At 27.0% G+C, this 17,496-nt stretch carries 18 protein-coding genes; 14 read left to right on the forward strand and 4 right to left on the reverse strand.

Features of this window, described 5'->3' with window-relative positions; genetic code table 11:
• Window positions 1-104 precede the first annotated feature (104 nt).
• The gene (locus GM111_RS06295; protein ID WP_156300260.1) at window positions 105-980 is read right to left on the reverse strand and encodes a tRNA lysidine(34) synthetase; all 876 of its coding nucleotides are present in this window, start codon (window positions 978-980) and stop codon (window positions 105-107) included.
• 113 nt (window positions 981-1,093) lie between these two features.
• Here GM111_RS06295 and GM111_RS06300 point away from each other — a divergent pair, with 113 nt between their 5' ends.
• The 14 genes from GM111_RS06300 to GM111_RS06365 all read left to right on the forward strand — a co-directional run bounded on the left by GM111_RS06300 (window position 1,094) and on the right by GM111_RS06365 (window position 13,411).
• Complete coding sequence (locus GM111_RS06300; RefSeq protein ID WP_156300262.1) at window positions 1,094-1,366, forward strand: hypothetical protein; 273 nt, start codon at window positions 1,094-1,096, stop codon at window positions 1,364-1,366.
• A gap of 77 nt (window positions 1,367-1,443) precedes the next feature.
• On the forward strand, window positions 1,444-2,598 hold the full coding sequence (locus GM111_RS06305) for a tetratricopeptide repeat protein (protein ID WP_156300264.1): 1,155 nt from the start codon (window positions 1,444-1,446) through the stop codon (window positions 2,596-2,598).
• Between the two features lie 176 nt (window positions 2,599-2,774).
• Window positions 2,775-3,371 (forward strand): superoxide dismutase, encoded by a 597-nt coding sequence (locus GM111_RS06310; RefSeq protein WP_156300266.1) that lies wholly within the window; start codon window positions 2,775-2,777, stop codon window positions 3,369-3,371.
• 181 nt (window positions 3,372-3,552) lie between these two features.
• Complete coding sequence (gene nrdD, locus GM111_RS06315; RefSeq protein ID WP_156300268.1) at window positions 3,553-5,667, forward strand: anaerobic ribonucleoside-triphosphate reductase; 2,115 nt, start codon at window positions 3,553-3,555, stop codon at window positions 5,665-5,667.
• Window positions 5,664-6,269, forward strand: a complete 606-nt coding sequence (gene nrdG, locus GM111_RS06320) for an anaerobic ribonucleoside-triphosphate reductase activating protein (RefSeq protein WP_156300271.1) — start codon at window positions 5,664-5,666, stop codon at window positions 6,267-6,269. Before nrdD ends, nrdG begins: the two co-directional genes overlap by 4 nt.
• 107 nt (window positions 6,270-6,376) lie before the next feature.
• A complete protein-coding gene (locus GM111_RS06325) occupies window positions 6,377-7,363 on the forward strand; it encodes a histidine phosphatase family protein (RefSeq protein WP_156300273.1) in 987 nt (328 codons plus the stop codon).
• Between the two features lie 9 nt (window positions 7,364-7,372).
• Window positions 7,373-8,122 carry a nitroreductase family protein gene (locus tag GM111_RS06330; RefSeq protein WP_156300274.1) on the forward strand — a complete coding sequence of 250 codons (750 nt, stop codon included), beginning with the start codon at window positions 7,373-7,375 and terminating at the stop codon, window positions 8,120-8,122.
• Complete coding sequence (locus GM111_RS06335) at window positions 8,122-8,973, forward strand: Abi family protein (RefSeq protein ID WP_156300275.1); 852 nt, start codon at window positions 8,122-8,124, stop codon at window positions 8,971-8,973. Before GM111_RS06330 ends, GM111_RS06335 begins: the two co-directional genes overlap by 1 nt.
• Window positions 8,973-10,034, forward strand: coding sequence for a polysaccharide deacetylase family protein (locus tag GM111_RS06340; RefSeq protein ID WP_156300276.1), 1,062 nt, complete (start codon window positions 8,973-8,975; stop codon window positions 10,032-10,034). Before GM111_RS06335 ends, GM111_RS06340 begins: the two co-directional genes overlap by 1 nt.
• Window positions 10,035-10,047: 13 nt before the next feature.
• Window positions 10,048-10,449 carry an NfeD family protein gene (locus tag GM111_RS06345; RefSeq protein WP_156300277.1) on the forward strand — a complete coding sequence of 134 codons (402 nt, stop codon included), beginning with the start codon at window positions 10,048-10,050 and terminating at the stop codon, window positions 10,447-10,449.
• Window positions 10,450-10,464: 15 nt separating this feature from the next.
• Window positions 10,465-11,343 carry an SPFH domain-containing protein gene (locus tag GM111_RS06350; RefSeq protein ID WP_156300278.1) on the forward strand — a complete coding sequence of 293 codons (879 nt, stop codon included), beginning with the start codon at window positions 10,465-10,467 and terminating at the stop codon, window positions 11,341-11,343.
• Window positions 11,344-11,355: 12 nt separating this feature from the next.
• The gene (locus GM111_RS06355) at window positions 11,356-12,009 is read left to right on the forward strand and encodes a CPBP family intramembrane glutamic endopeptidase (RefSeq protein WP_156300279.1); all 654 of its coding nucleotides are present in this window, start codon (window positions 11,356-11,358) and stop codon (window positions 12,007-12,009) included.
• Between the two features lie 16 nt (window positions 12,010-12,025).
• Entirely contained in the window at window positions 12,026-13,093 is a 1,068-nt protein-coding gene (locus GM111_RS06360; protein WP_156300280.1) for a M24 family metallopeptidase, read from the forward strand.
• Window positions 13,094-13,108: 15 nt separating this feature from the next.
• Window positions 13,109-13,411: a hypothetical protein gene (locus GM111_RS06365; RefSeq protein WP_156300281.1), complete on the forward strand. Its 303-nt coding sequence runs from the start codon at window positions 13,109-13,111 to the stop codon at window positions 13,409-13,411.
• Window positions 13,412-13,438: 27 nt separating this feature from the next.
• Here the strand turns inward: GM111_RS06365 and GM111_RS06370 are convergent, their stop codons facing one another.
• From GM111_RS06370 to GM111_RS06380, 3 genes are read right to left on the reverse strand one after another with little or no spacing between them, the layout of a single operon-like run.
• Window positions 13,439-15,328 carry an ABC transporter ATP-binding protein gene (locus GM111_RS06370; RefSeq protein WP_231479778.1) on the reverse strand — a complete coding sequence of 630 codons (1,890 nt, stop codon included), beginning with the start codon at window positions 15,326-15,328 and terminating at the stop codon, window positions 13,439-13,441.
• Entirely contained in the window at window positions 15,321-17,054 is a 1,734-nt protein-coding gene (locus GM111_RS06375) for an ABC transporter ATP-binding protein (protein WP_156300282.1), read from the reverse strand. Before GM111_RS06375 ends, GM111_RS06370 begins: the two co-directional genes overlap by 8 nt.
• On the reverse strand, window positions 17,051-17,488 hold the full coding sequence (locus GM111_RS06380; RefSeq protein WP_156300283.1) for a MarR family winged helix-turn-helix transcriptional regulator: 438 nt from the start codon (window positions 17,486-17,488) through the stop codon (window positions 17,051-17,053). The genes GM111_RS06375 and GM111_RS06380 overlap by 4 nt, the downstream gene beginning before the upstream one ends.
• Window positions 17,489-17,496: the final 8 nt, after the last annotated feature.

The raw sequence follows: 17,496 nt of genomic DNA on the forward strand, positions 1-17,496 counted from the left end.
CCTTGATTTTATCTAGTTTTTAAGTGATTTAATATACTTTTTTTGTAAAAAAAAGAGATAAAATTTATATGAATTTTCATATGTTTTTTATCTCTTTTCATTAATTAGGACTTTTCAACAGCCCCTTCTTTTTTAGTATATTGATCTTTAATATGAAATTTTTCTGTTTTAGTCTTATATCCATATACATAATCAAGATGTATATTTTCCATAGATTTAAAGACCTTTTGTTTAAGTCCTGGGTTATTAGCTTCAAGACTTTCTAGCATATCTTTTATTTCTTTTCTTTTACTTGATGTTTTACCTGCTTCAATAACACAACCACAGTTCATAGCTCTTATTCCATTTTTCTTAGTAAATTTAATAATGTCAGCTTCATGAACATTAACCATAGGTCTTATTAATGTAAGATTTCCAGAAGTAGAAGGCATTTTAGGTAACATAGTTTTTAATGTTCCCCCATAGAATAAATTGATTAAAGTAGTTTCTATAACATCATCAAAGTGATGTCCAAGAGCTAATTTATTGTATCCCATTTGTTCTATATTTTTATATAATATTCCTCTTCTCATTTTAGCACAAAGGAAGCAAGGATAGTCATTAGCCATTTCATTAGCAATCTTCCATATATTTGTATCTATAATCTCACAATCTATATTTAATTCTCTTAGATTAAATTTAAAATGTTCAAGATCTTCTTCTCTAAATCCCGGGTTTAAACTAATAGCTTTAAATTCAAAATTAAATCTCTTATCTTTTTTTAATTCTTGGAATAATTTAACTAAAAGTAGTGAATCCTTACCTCCAGAAACTGCTATTGCAATTTTATCCCCATCTTCAATTAATCCATATTCTAATATTGCACCTAAGAATTTAATATATATATCTTTTCTAAACGTAGTTCTTATACTTTCTTCTATTTCTTCCACTGGTTTAAGTGGTCCATCAGGTATTATTGCATTACAACTTAAATTAACCATTACCTATCTCCTATTAATAAATATATTTGATTATATCATTAAAAGTATAATTATTCAATTCATATATTGCAACTTGATTATTACTGTAGTATACTTAGGTTGGAGGTATAGATATGTGTTTAATTATAGGAATAGTAGCACTGATTTTCTTTCTAGTAATAATTGGATTTGTTGGAAGTGCAGCAATAAGCTTAATTAGTATAATATTTGGATTAATTAAAGTACTATTAATTAGTCCATATTTTTGGGTAGCACTAATAATTATAGTACTTTTAGGCTTCATATCAGAAAATTCAAGTTCATGTCTTGGATGCTTCATAATTACTGTTATAGTATTAGGAGTAACTATATATTTTTTCTTTAAGTTTATCCTAACAATAGCTTAGATAAGTATTAGAAGCATTTACTTGAAAATTAAAATATAGTATAATTGTACTATCAAAGGTAGACGAAAGGAAGTTTAATGAAGAAAAGATTATTATTACTTGCAACTTTATTATTGGTTACAATAAGTTTTGCAGGAACAAAAGAAGATTTTGAAAAAGCATACGAAAAATATGAAACAACTAAAAATATAGAGCAATTAGAAAAGGACTTATTAAAAATATCTAAATTAAAAACAGATAACTATACTATAAGTTCAAAATTTGAATTAGCAAAAATTAAAATAATGCAAAATAAAAATGAAGAGGCTAAAAAATATATTAATGAAATACTAGCAGATAAAGTAGTAAGTGCTGAAGGAATTAAAATGGCAAAAACTATGCTTTATTCTATAGAAGATAATTATGATAAAAAAATAAAAATATTATCTGAAATAATAGCTTCAGATAAAAAAGATTTAGGGTTACAAATAGAAATGTTAAAACAAGTTTCTATGAAAGGTGATACAGCTAAATTTGATAAACTTTACAAAGAATATACTAAAAAATTATCAGGAAATGAAAAAGTAAAAGTTTCATTAGATATTAATTTAATTGAAACATTATTAACAGATAAACAATATATGAATGCTGAAAAAATAGCTAAACCATATTTAACAAGTAAAGATAATGATTTAAAAGCATTAGCAAACCACTATATGGCGTTATCTAAATTAGATCAAAATGATCTTAAATCAGCTATCAAATATTCAGATGAAGCAAGTAAATTATCTAAAGAGCTTGATTCAGATATAGAAAACTTAAACTATATCTTAGCAATGAATAATAAAGACTATGTAAAAGGATTAAATAAATTAATAGTATTAAAAAATATTACTAAAGATAAATCAGTATACTTTGAGTTAATTACTCTTGCTGAAAGCTTAGGAAAAGTAGATCTTGCAGAAGCTACTATTAAAGAATTTAGAACTATATTAGATGAAAAACAAAACAAAGCTTTAAATGATACATTATCTAAATTATTCTTATCAGATAGAATGTATGAAAAATCTATTAAATATGCAGGAAAAGCAGTTAAAGAAGATAAAGTAGACGATGGATATTTAGTTTTAGCAGTAGTATATGCTAACTTAAATAATAAAGAATTAGCACTAAAAAACATTAAAGAAGCAATAGCTAAAAATGTTGAAGGTGCAAAAGATGTAGAAAAACAAATATTAGAAAACTTAAAATAATGGGATGCTATGCATCCCGTTTCATATTATGGAATGAAAAAATATAAATATATCAAGCTAGATATAAAAACAAATAAAAAGATAAATAAATAAAATAAAGGTATAAAAAAATTGTATAGTCTAAATATATATGCTATACTTTAAATATACCCAAAGATTAGACAGGAGGAATTAAAATGAGTTTTATACTTAAAGATTTACCATATGCTTATGATGCATTAGAACCAGTAATAGATAAGGAAACTATGCACTTCCATCATGATAAACATCATAATGCATATATTACAAACTTAAATAACCTATTAGAAGGTACAGGATTTGAAAATGCAACTATAGAAGAAATATTAACATCACTTGATAAAATGCCAGAAGCTAAGAAAAATGGTATTAGAAATAATGCTGGTGGAACATATAACCACGATTTATTCTGGGAATCAATGATACCTGGTGGATCAAAAGAACCAGTAGGAAAATTAAAAGAAGCAATTGATAAAACATTTGGTTCATTTGAAGAATTCAAAACTTTATTTAACGCTAAAGGAGCGGCTCAATTTGGTTCAGGTTGGGTATGGTTAGTAAGCGATAATGAAGGAAACTTAGAAGTAGTTTCAACTGCAAACCAAGATAGTCCAGTATCAAATGGTAAAAAAGTAATTTTAGGTAATGACGTATGGGAACATGCTTACTACTTAAATTACCAAAACAGAAGAGCTGACTATTTAAAAGAATGGTTTAATGTAGTTAACTGGGATGTTGTAAGCGCAAGATATTAATAATTTTTGCCCTCAAAAGAGGGCAATTTTTTTTTACAAAAAATATTTTTGAAAAAAAATATATTTTACTTTCCTTTTTCTAATTCATGTGCTATACTATCAGTAAATACAAGATATAGAGAAAAAATAAAATATATATTCACAATATATTGAGTTAATCTAGGAAAGGGGAGAAAGTGGCGTGAACATACTAAAGAGAGATGGTAGAGAAGAAAAATATGATTCTTCAAAAATATATAACGCTATATGCAAAGCTAATGAAACAGTATTACCAGAAGAAAGAGTAAGCACTAAAAAAATAGAAGAAATAATACAACATATAGAGGATAAAAAAATCTCAACAGTTGAAGAAATACAAGATTTTATTGAAAAATCTTTAGTCGAACAAGGATTATATAAATTAGCCAAAAACTACATAGTATACAGATACACTAGATCTCTTGTAAGAAAGGCTAACACTACTGATGAATCTATACTTGCATTAATACAAAATGCAAATAAAGAAGTTGGTGAAGAAAATTCAAATAAAAATTCTGCAGTTGCATCTACTCAAAGAGATTTAATAGCTGGGGAAGTAAGTAAAGATTTAACAAGACGTATAATCTTACCTGAAAATATTAGTAGAGCACATGATGAAGGTATGATACATTTCCATGATGCAGATTATTTTATACAAAATATATTCAATTGTTGCTTAGTTAATATAAAAGACATGTTAGATAATGGAACAGTAATGAATTCAAAATTAATAGAATCACCTAAAAGTTTTCAAGTTGCATGTACTGTATTAACTCAGATTATCGCAGCAGTTGCAAGTGGACAATATGGTGGACAAAGTATAGATATTAGACATTTAGGAAAATATTTACGTGTAAGTAGAGAAAAATATTTAAATAAATATAGAGAAAAATACACTAACTTAGATGAAGAAACTTTAAAATCTTTAGTAGAAGATAGAGTTAAGGATGAACTAAAGAGTGGAGTTCAAACTATACAATATCAAATTAATACTTTAATGACTACTAATGGACAATCACCATTTGTAACATTATTCCTTTATGTTAGAGATGATGATGAATATAAAGATGAAGTTGCAGATATAATAGAAGAAATATTAAATCAAAGAATACAAGGTATAAAAAATGACCAAGGTGTATATGTTACATCTGCTTTCCCTAAACTTGTATATGTATTAGATGAAAATAATGCTCTAAAAGGTGGGAAATATGATTATCTAACAAGAAAAGCAGTAGAATGTACATCTAAGAGAATGTATCCAGATTATATTAGTGCTAAAATAATGAAAGAAAATTATGAAGGTAATGTATTTTCACCTATGGGATGTAGATCTTTCTTATCACCATATAAAGATAAGAATGGAGAATATAAATTTGAAGGAAGATTCAATCAAGGAGTTGTTAGTTTAAATCTGGTTCAAATAGCCTTAATTGCAAAAACAGAGGAAAAATATTTTGAGTTATTAAATGAAAGATTAAAACTTTGTTTTGAAGCATTAATGTTAAGACATAATAGATTAAAAGGAACAGTTTCAGATATATCACCTATACATTGGCAATATGGGGCAATAGCTAGACTTGAAAAAGGTGAAAAGATTGATAAATACTTAATGGATGGTTATTCAACTATATCTTTAGGGTATATAGGAATATATGAAGCAACTAAAGTAATTACAGGTAAATCTCATACAAGTTCAGAAGGTAAAGAATTTGCTCTTAAAGTTATGAAGAGGCTTGAAGAAGCAACTTCAAATTGGAAGAAAGAAACAGGTATAGGTTTTGGTCTTTACGGTACACCAGCTGAAAGCTTATGCTATAGATTTGCTAAAATAGATAGAAAGAAATTTGGAGTAATAGAAGATATTACGGATAAAGGATATTATACTAATTCTTATCACGTTGATGTTAGAGAAAATATTTCAGTATTTGAAAAATTTGATTTTGAATCAGACTTCCAAAAAATTTCTAGTGGTGGAGCAATTTCTTATGCAGAAATACCAAATATGACTAAAAATATTGAAGCATTAGAAGAATTAGTAAAATACATTTATGATCATATACAATATGCAGAATTTAATACTAAGACAGATTATTGTCATGTATGTGGATTTGATGAAGAAATGATAGTAAATGAAGAGAATAAATGGGAATGTCCACAATGTAAAAATACAGATAAAAAGAAAATGAATGTAATTAGAAGAACTTGTGGATATTTAGGAGAAAATTTCTGGAATGAAGGGAAAACTAAAGAAATAAGCAAAAGAGTATTACATATATGAGAATAGCTAAAATAAAACCTACAGATATTTCAAATGGATTTGGAATAAGAGTAAGCGTCTTTGTCTCAGGATGTAGACATGCGTGCCCTGGATGTTTTAATAAGGAAATATGGAGCTTTGAAGAAGGAGAAGTGCTTGATAAAAGCATATTAGATAAGATATTTACTTGTCTTGATAAGGAATATATTAGAGGAATTACTTTTTTAGGAGGAGAACCTCTTGAACCTAAAAACCAAGAAGGAGTATATTTGCTCTTAAAGGCAGTTAAAGAAAGATTTCCTGATAAGAACATTTGGCTTTACTCAGGTTTTACTTATGAATATTTAAAAGAAGAAATGATTCCTTTTTTTCCATATTTAGAAAAAATACTAAATTTAATTGATGTTTTAGTTGATGGAAGATTTGAAATAGCTCTACTAGATTTAAAACTTAAATTTAGAGGTTCAAGAAATCAAAGGATAATAGATATGAAAAAATCAGCTGAAATTAATGAGGTAGTTTGGTTAGAAGAAATAGAAGATAAAAACCTCTATGTTTCACCAAATGAAACAATACCAGAGAGAATGGACAAATTAATAAAATTAGATAAAATGGGACTTTAAGTCCCTTTTATTTTGCATATAATTTGATTAGCAAGAACCGAATTTTATTGCTTTTAGTATAGCTTTGGTATATAATATAATTAATAAAAAAAATGAGGGAGTTGTTTATGAAATTAAAAAAAGTTTTAATATACAGTAGGCATGGAATAAGGTACCCGTTATTTAATCTTGAAGAAATAAGTAAAGTAGTTGATCCAGAAAAGATTAAATGGGATTTTGAAGATGCTGTACTTACAAAAAAAGGTGAAATTTTAGAGTATGAGTTTGGTAAATATTTAAAGAAATATTTAGATAAGTTAGATATAAATATATTAACTAAAGAGTTTCACACAAATTCTATGAAAAGAACAGTGCTTACATCTAAATTATTAGCCTTAGCTATGTTCCCATTTGAAGATATAGAAACAGAATATATGTTTAAAGATTTAAGTAAATTAGATATTAATTACAATATCTTATTAACACCAGAAGTTGTAAATTTAAAAAAATTAGAAGAGTCTGATAAAAAATTAAGACATTCATACAACTTAATAGAAGCTAGTTTAGGTATAGAAAAAGATAGTATATATAATCTTAAATCAGGAGTAACTATAGATGAAAGAGGAATAATTTATTCTGATGGAGCATTTAGATATGGAACAGACCTTGTTGATATGTATATACTTAAATACTACGAAGGATTTAAATATGATGAAATCTTTAGAAGTAATGATTTTAGAAAAGATCTTAAAGAAATGTCTAAAGTAAAAGATGCTTTACTTGACCTTTTATTTGCTGATAAAGAATATATAGCTCACTCAGTAAGCAATGCTTATCAATTAATGTTAAGACATGCAAGAAATGGTGTAGATTTATCCGTAATAGTAGGGCATGATTCAAATATTGCAACTATATTATCTGCTCTTGATGTAAATACAGAAGGTATAGGAAATGAATTTGAAAAATATCCTATAGGATCAAAATTAGTATTTAAAATATATGAAGATGATAGTTTTGATTTAGATATGCTGTATTATGATGTAGATAGAATAAGATACATGGAAGATAGAGATCCAATATGTAAAACATTATTAACTAATGGAAGATTTAAATAGAGGTGTAAAATGAGTAATGAAATAATTAAAACAATAAATAGTAGAAAATCAGTAAGAAATTTTACTGGAGAAAAAGTAAAAAAAGAAGATTTAGAATTAATTTTAAAAACAGTTTTAAGAATGCCAAATTCAAGAAACTTACAACAATTATCTTTTGTTGTAGTGCAAGATAAGGAAAAAATTGAAAAATTAGCAGAATACTGTGGTAGACAAAAACAAGTTGCTACTGCAGATACTTTCATAGTAATAGTAGGAGATTACAGTAAATTTATTGGAGCATTAAAAGCTAAAGGTGAAGAAGTAAATGAAGATATTTTCTCTACTTCTATTATAGCAAATATGTTTGGCGATGCAGGAATTGCTGCTGCAACTATAGACTTATTAGGACATTCTTTAGGATATGGTTCAACAATAATAGGAGGAGTATTTAGTGTATCTCCAATTGAAACAGCTAAATTATTAAACTTACCTAAACATACTTTCCCTCTACTTGGGGTAACTTTAGGAGTTCCTGAAGAATTTGTGAAAGCTTCACCTCTAAAACCAAGAACACATTTTGATAATGTAATTTTCTTTGAAGAATACGCTAAAGAAAAAGCAATAGAAGGTGTAGTAGAATACAATGAGGAATTAAATAAATACTGGGAAAGCATTAATGTTAATTTACCATCACATATAGAAGTGATTAAATCATATTTAGATGGAATAAACGAAGAAATATTAACAGGATTTATGAACGAACAAGGGTTTAAAAAATAATGGAAAAACAAGAAATACTTTTAGATATAGAGAAACTAATAAATCATTTAGAAAGAAAGAATGTTAGGTTTAGGGACAAAGAAAAAGCAAAAGATACTTTAAGTAAACTTGGGTATTTTAAATTAAAAGAGTTTTCATATATTTATAGAGATGAAAATGGTAGATATTTTGATAATACATATTTTGAAAACTTTGTAGATAACTTTTATTTGGATAAAAAATTAAGATTAGAAATATTATCTTTAATTGAGAATATTGAGATATATCTTAAAACTAGGTTAGTTAAGATATTAGGGGAAAAAGGGGCATATACGTACTTAGATTTTCCATCTTGGACTAATAGAAATGCGAAAGAAGAAGATGTTAGAAGAATATCTCAAAAGATAGTAAAAAAGAATGATAAGATAGTAAATAAAGAATATGTGTTTGATAAAAAGGTTGTAAGTCTCTATGTAGATAAATACAAGAAAAATGTATTACCTATATGGGTAATAATGGAAACTTTAACTTTAGGAGAGATAACAGAAATATTAAATGTTGCTTATCCTAAAATGTTTGAAATTGCATATATTGATGTATATGAAAATTATGAAGAATTTTTAAGTAAATTAGAAGTTATTAAAGATGTTAGAAATATGGCAGCTCATAATAATGACGTGCTTACAGAAGAATATAGCGTGGGGAATATTATCGATGTAATAGAGATAATATTGCATTTTTGTAAGACTATAGACATAGATGTGGACTATAGTAAAATTAAAGAAATATTACTTGAAATAGAAGAAAAAACATATTGGTTTAAAAATATTTCAAAGGAATATATCGAGGATTTAATAGATAGGAGTTTTTAATGAAAAGAAGTGTCAAGGGATTAATCGCACTGATAATCCTGTTTAGCTTATTTAGTTGTAGCAATGCTAAAGATGAAGAAAAAGTAGTAGAAAGTGTAAGTGTAGAAAAACATGTAGAAGAAATTAAAGAAGAAGTAAAACAAGAAGAAGAGAAAAAAGAGGAAAAGGTTGAAGAAACAAAAGTAGAGGAAAAAGTTGAAGAAAAACCTAAAAAAGAAGAAACAAAAGAGGAAGTAGTTACACAAAGCAATGATATATTTAGATATCATTACAAAAAAATTGCAAGAACTATAGATCCTAATGTTAACTTTAATGGTGTAAATATCAATAAATATAGAATAACAGATACTGAGATATTTATAGGGGATAATGAAGAGTTAGTACTTAATTTAGAGAAGTTCAAAGCTATATTTAAATCAGGTATGGGCCTTCCTTCATTATATAATGGTGCTACATTAACACCTAAGAAGAGAGAAGTAGATATGACTAAAAAACATATAGTATTTACTTTTGATGATGGTCCAAGAAATAAATACCATGAATTAATTAGAGAGGTATTTAATCAATATGATCAAACTGCATCATTTTTCTTAGTGGGCGAAGTAGTTAAGAAAAATCCACATATGGTAGTTAAAACATATTTAGATGGACATGAAATTATGGGACATACAACAAATCATCCTAACTTAACAAAATTATCTCCAGAAAAAATATGGAAAGAATATCAATCAACTAACGATGAGATATTTAGAACTATAGGACTTGATGTTAGACATTTAAGACCACCTTATGGAGCGGCTAATCAAAAAGTTAGAGATGTTGTAGGTGGAAAAGAAAATATAGTATTATGGAATGTAGATTCTGAAGATTGGAAGAGTAGAAATGTTGATAAAATTGTTTCAAGAGTACTTCCAGTAGTTAAAGATGGAGATGTAGTATTATTCCATGACCTATATCTTGAATCATATGAAGCCGTTAAATATATGGTTCCAATTTTAATTGAACAAGGCTATCAATTTATTAGTTACGAAGATATGGTTAAACTAAAAAAAGTTAGATAAGGAGGAGTATATTATGGAAAATATATATATTTGGTTAGGACTTTTTGTAATTTTTACTTTAATTGAAATTACTACATATAACTTAGTAACAATTTGGCTTGCATTTGCATCATTAATAGTAGCAATTATTAGCTTAGTGTTTACTAATCCACCATTAGAAATATTCATTTTTGCAGTATTAGTTATTATCTTCTTACTATATACAAGACCTATACTTAATAAGTACTTTATTAAAGAAAAATTTCATGCAGATTTTAAAGGTACTAAAGTTAATATAACTGATATAGAAGATGGTAATTATGTAGTTAAATTTAAGGGAAGTAAATGGACAGCAATATCAGAAGATGAATTTAAAGTTGGAGATGTTGCAGTAATCAAAGGTTTTGAGGGTAACAAAATATTAATAAAAAAATAGAAAGAGGTATAAATTATGGTAATAGTATTTGGAATTATTTTACTTTTAATTGCTATGATAGCAATTTCAGGAGTTAGAATTGTACCAGAATCTTATGTTTATGTAGTAGAAAGATTAGGGAAATATTCACAAACTTTAGAATCAGGTTTAAGTTTTATTAACCCATTTATAGATAGAGTTGCAAAAAGAGTAACTTTAAAAGAACAAGTTGTAGATTTTGATCCACAAGGTGTTATTACTAAAGATAATGCAACTATGCAAATTGATACAGTAGTGTATTTTCAAATAACTGATCCTAAATTATTTACATATGGAGTTGAAAGACCTATAGCAGCTATAGAAAACTTAACAGCAACTACATTAAGAAATATTATAGGGGACATGACAGTTGACCAAACTTTAACAAGTAGAGATGTAATTAACTCTAAAATGAGAATGGAATTAGATGAAGCTACAGATCCTTGGGGAATTAAAGTAAACCGTGTTGAGTTAAAAAGTATAATTCCTCCAACAGAAATTAGAATAGCTATGGAAAAAGAAATGAAAGCTGAACGTGAAAAAAGGGCTAAAATCCTAGAAGCACAAGCACAAAAAGAAAGTGCTATACTAGTTGCAGAAGGAGAAAAAACAGCAGCAATATTAAGAGCGGAAGCAAAAAAAGAAGTAAGTATTAAAGAAGCAGAAGGTAAAGCTAAAGCAATTTTAGCATTAAAAGAAGCAGAAGCAGATGGAATTAAAATATTAAATTCTGCAGCACCAACTAAAGAAATACTTGCTTTAAGATCACTTGAAAGTTTAGAAAAAGTATCTCAAGGTGAAGCAACTAAGATATTCATACCTAGTGAATTACAAAATTTAACTTCACTACTTGCAGGTATTAGAGAAATAAAATAATTAAGGATTAACATGTTAAAAGATTTAAGATTAAAAGATAAGATAATAATGAGTATATTACTTGTGGTTACAATATTAGTAACACAAGCAGCAGTAGGATTTTTAATAGGAATGATAGGCGGAATGTTAGGATATAATCAAATAGACCTATATACTATATTAGTCGCTTCTAACATAGTAAGTATACTTGCTATTTTATTCATCTTACCAAGATACAAAGTAAAAATATTTAAAGAAGAAAATGTTAAATTTTTAGATATAATTAAAGTAATAGTAGTAACAATAGCTGCTAATGTGTTAATAGGAAAAATGATGGAATATTTCAATATTAATCCTAGTAATCAAGAAGCTTTAGAATTAATGATGAAGAATAAAAGTTTAATATATATGATATTAGGAAGTGCAATAATAGTTCCAATAGCAGAAGAAATGATATTTAGAGGAATTATTGCTAACTTATTTAAAAATAGAATAGTAGGATTTTTAATTTCTTCAATTCTATTTGCTTTAGCTCATGGGCCTAAGAGTGTATATGAATTTATTCCATACTTCATTTTAGGATTACTATTTACAGGAACATATTTTGCTACAGGTTCATTAAAACTTGCAATATTATCACATATGTTTAATAATTTTTTAGCAACATTGTCTTTATACTTTAAATAAATAGATAGGAGAAACTATGTGTAAATTAGAACAAATTTTTGAAAAATTAGGAGTAGATGGCTTACTTCTTACAGATCACTACAACAAAAGATACTTTACAGGATTTACTGGAAGTACTGGTATTGCTTTAGTAACTAAAAAGCATAAATACTTCATATCAGATTTCAGATATACTGAACAAGCTACAAAAGAAGTTGGAGAATATGGATTTACATTTATAGAAGATAACGCAAGAAATTACAATAAATTAGTTGAACTTGCAAAAGAAGATGGAGTAACTAAACTTGGAATTGATAATTTAGCTCTTTCATTTGCTGAATATGAATCTATTAGTGCTGCATTTGATTTTGTTGAACTAGTTAAAGCTTCAAGTGAGTTATTAATGGCAAGAAGAATTAAAACGCCAGAAGAAATAGCTAAGATAAAAAAAGCAATTAAGATAAGCGAAGAAGCATTACTTGAAACATTACCTCAAATTAAAGAAGGTATGACAGAAATAGAAGTTGCTGCAATCCTAGAATACAATCAAAGAAAAAGAGGCGCTAGTGGTACATCATTTGATACTATAGTAGCAAGTGGATATAGATCAGCTATGCCTCATGGAGTTGCTAGTGAGAAAAAAATCCAAAAAGAAGAATTCATAACTATAGATTATGGATGCTACTATGATGGATATGTAAGTGATATTACAAGAACTATATATTTTGGAGAAAATATAGAGCCTAGAATGCTTGAGATTTATGAAAAAGTAAGAAAATCTAATGAACTTGGAATAGAATTAATTAAAGCTGGTAAAACAGGTAAAGAAATAGATGCAGCAGTTAGAGAATTTATGGGAGAAGATGCTAAATACTTTGGACATTCTTTAGGGCATAGTTTTGGTTTAGAAGTTCATGAAAGTCCTATGCTTTCAATGAGAGATGAAACAAAACTTGAACCAGGAATGGCTGTAACAGTTGAGCCAGGAATATATGTTTCAGGTTATGCTGGAGTAAGAATAGAAGATGATGTAATTGTTACAGAAGATGGTTGTGAAATTTTAACTACTTTAGATAAATCATTAATGATGGTATATAGTAAATAAAAGAGATGGTAAAAAATGGAATTTGATAAATACGATATAGAATATTTGAAAAAAGTAACAGATGAATATTTAATATTTGTAAGAGAAAATTTAAATGTGATTGAAGAACTTTATCTAGAATTATATAACTACTCTATACCAAGAGATGACAGTATATTAATATATGGTGAAAATGATATAGTTAGTAGAAAGATTAAAAAGTTAGAAAATGAAGAATTTTTAAAATATGAACGTACTTTAAAAAGAGATTTAATTGATGTTTTAAAAAGTAATGGAATATATGTAATAGATAAAGAAAAAAGACAAATGATAGATTAAAAAAACAGAGATACACTCTCTGTTTTTTTAGTCTAATTCTATATTTCCAGTATATAACTGATAATATGTTCCGTGTTGTTTTATTAAATCATGATGATTTCCACGTTCTATTATCTTACCATTTTCTAGAACTATAATTGCATCACTATTTCTAATTGTAGATAATCTATGAGCTATTACAAATACAGTACGACCTTTCATTAAATTATCCATACCATTTTGAACTATTCTTTCAGTTCTTGTATCTATATTAGATGTTGCTTCATCAAGTATAAGTACTGGTGGATCTGCTATAGCAGCTCTTGCAATTGCTATTAATTGTCTTTGTCCTACTGATAATTCTTCAGCATTAGTAGTAAGAACTGTTTCATATCCATTAGGCAACATATGTATGAATGAATCAGCATGAGCAAGTTTAGCTGCAGCATATACTTCTTCATCAGTAGCATCTAATTTACCATATCTAATATTTTCCATGATAGTTCCAGTAAATAGTTTAGTATCTTGTAATACTATACCAAGTGATTTACGTAAATCATCTTTTTTGATATCTTTAATATTTATTCCATCATAAGTAATAGTTCCTTCTTGTATTTCATAGAATCTATTAATTAGGTTAGTTATAGTAGTTTTACCTGCACCTGTTGCACCAACGAATGCTAGTTTTTGTCCAGGTTTAGCATAAAGAGTTAAATCTTTTAATATGATTTTATCTTCGTTATATCCAAAAGTCATATTTTCAAATCTAACTTCACCTTTAAGTTCTGTTAAATTACCATTTTCATCACGCCATGCCCAATGTCTACAATTTTCAACTTGTTCTTGTAATTCATTTCTCTCATTAAAACATGAATTTACTAAAGTGATTTTACCTTCATCTACTTCAGGAGTTTCATCTAGCATATTAAATATTCTTTCTGCCCCTGCAAGCGCCATAAGTATAGAGTTAAATTGCATAGCCATTTGCATAAATGGTTGAGTGAAACTCTTAGTAAATTGTAGATATGATACAAGTATACCTACAGTTAGTCCGCCTATACCATTAACGTAAAGTAATCCACCTAAAATTGCTGTAAGTACAAATTGTAAGTTACCCATATTACCTATTACAGGTGCCATTAAGTTGGCATATATATTAGCACGAGATGAAGCTGTATAAAGATTTTCATTTAATTTATCAAATTCTTCTTTAGATATTTTTTCATGATTAAATACTTTTATTACCTTTTGCCCACTCATGCTTTCTTCTATATATCCTGTTACATCAGCAATATTTTTTTGCTGCATTCCAAAGTATTTACCAGTATTTTTACCTATAGTTTTAGTTATAAATATTAAACTACCAACCATAGCAAATGATAATAAAGATAAAAGAGGAGCAAGTATTACCATTGATATAAAAGATCCAACTATAACTATAGTTGAAGAAATAATAGCAGGTAAAGACCCATTTATCATATGTCTTAATGCTTCAGTATCATTAGTAAATATACTCATTAAACTACCTGTATTATTTTTATCAAAATATTTTATAGGTAGACTTTGCATATGTTTGAATGATATATCTCTTATTCTTTTTAATGTTCTTTGAGTTACTTTTACCATTAACATAGTATAAGTAAGTGTTGCAAGTGCACCTGTAAGGAATATTAGTCCTAAAAAACTTATTACCTTATATAAAGGCATGAAATCTGGTGCAGTTGAACCTATTAAAGGAGTTATGTAGTCATCTACTATATATCTTAAAGATAAAGATACGGAAATAGATGCAAGTGAGCTAATTATGATAGAAATTAATACTACTATCATTTCTACTTTATAGTATTTGTATATAAAGGCTAAAAGTCTTTTTAGTGTTTTTTTAGTATTTTCTGGTTTTCTTTTTTTACCATTATTTCCAGCGTTCATTCTACTCATTTTCTTCATCCCCCTTTACTTGTGAGTTATATATTTCTTGATATATCTTATTATTTTTTAGCATTTGTGCAGGAGTTCCTATACCATCTATTTCTCCATCTTCAAGTACTATAACTAAGTCTGCATCTTCAACTGAAGATATTCTTTGAGCTATAATTATCTTTGTAGTATCAGGTATTTCTTCCATAAATGCTTTTCTAATTAAGCTTTCAGTTTTAGTATCTACTGCACTTGTAGAATCATCTAAAATTAATATTTTTGGTTTTTTAAGTAATGCTCTAGCTATACATAATCTTTGTTTTTGTCCTCCAGATACATTATTTCCACCTTGGTCTATCATAGTTTGATAACCATCTGTGAAGTTTTGTATGAATCCATCAGCTTGAGCTTGTTTACATACTCTTATTACATCTTCTAGTGTAGCATTAGGGTTACCCCATTTAATATTTTCTTCTATAGTTCCAGAGAAAAGTTGGTTCTTTTGTAATACCATAGCAACATTATCTCTTAAAACTTCCATATCATAATCTCTTACATCAATTCCTGCAACTTTAACTGAACCTTTTGTTACATCATAAAGTCTAGGTATTAATTGTACTAGAGTTGATTTAGCACTACCTGTTGATCCAAGAATTCCAACAGTTTGTCCTGATTTAATGTTTAAATTAATATTTTTAAGAGCTAGATTACCATCATTACCTGAATAACTGAAGTATACATTTTCAAATGAAATATTTCCATTATCAACAGTTTTTATTGCTTCTTCTTTATTTCTCATTTCAGGTTCTTCATTTAATATTTCTGCAATTCTTGTAATAGCAGCTTCAGATATTAATAACATAACAAATACAAACGAAATCATCATTAATGCCATTAATATTTGAATTGAATATACAATAACTGAAGTTAGTTCTCCTGTTTGCATACTTCCAAATACTATACTTTTACCACCTATTAAAAGGATAAGTATAATAACAGTATAAACTGTAAATTGCATAACAAATGAGTTTAGAGATGCAAATCCTTCAGCTTTAGTAAATAGTTCAAATATTGATTGTGAAGTGTCTTCAAATTTTGAGATTTCAAAATCTTCTCTTACATAAGCTTTAACAACACGAGATGCATTAACATTTTCTTGAACTTTTCTATTTAATATATCATATTCTTTAAAAGACTTAACGAAATATGGATATGCATTACTAATAATTAAGTAGAAAGCTAGAACTAAAAATGGTATTACACCTAAGAATATTTTTGAAATATGTGGGTTAATTCTAAATATCATAATCAATGACATTACAAGCATTATTATAGTTCTAACAAACATTCTTATACTCATCATAAATGCCATTTGTACATTAGATATATCATTAGTCATTCTAGTTACTAAACTAGGTGTAGAAAATTTGTCTATATTTTTAAATGAAAAATCTTGTATTTTATAGAAAATATCATGTCTTAAATTTTTAGCAAATCCTGCACCTGCAATAGCAGCCATTCTTCCTGAAAGTATACCAAGTATTAAAGCTAATGCAGCAAGTGTAATTAATACTATACCTTTTTTAATAATGTACGTCATGTCTCCATTTTTAATACCTACGTCAATAATCTTAGACATTTGAAGAGGTATTAAAACTTCAGTGAATACTTCAAGTATCATAAATGTTGGAGCAAGTATTGTTTCTTTTTTGTATTCTCTAATAGAATTTAATATCTTTAGTTTCATTGTTTTTCTCCTTTTTGTAAATTATCTATCATTTTAAGTAATGTTTCATTGAAATTAGTTATCTCTTGATTTGAAAGATTTTCTACTAATAAATCTTCAACACTTTGTATATTATCAAGTATTTCTTGTCTTACAATTCTTGATTTATCAGTCATTTTTATTATCTTTAGTCTTTGATCTTTCTCAGAAGCTATTCTAATAACTAAGTCATCTTTTTCAAATGATTTAAGTATTTCTGAAACCGTTGATTTACTTAAACCAAATTGCTGTTCTATATCTTTTTGGTATATTTCTCTATTATCGCTTCCTAATACTATATATTTTAATATATATCTTTGTATATGATTTAGATTAACATTTGAAATATTAAAAGTATGTTTCTCTAATTTCTTAAAGAGAGTAATTAGAGACTGTACAGTAATATTTTTATTCATATATCCTC

The sequence above is a fragment of the Streptobacillus canis genome (genome assembly GCF_009733925.1).
Classification (GTDB): Bacteria; Fusobacteriota; Fusobacteriia; order Fusobacteriales; family Leptotrichiaceae; genus Streptobacillus; species Streptobacillus canis.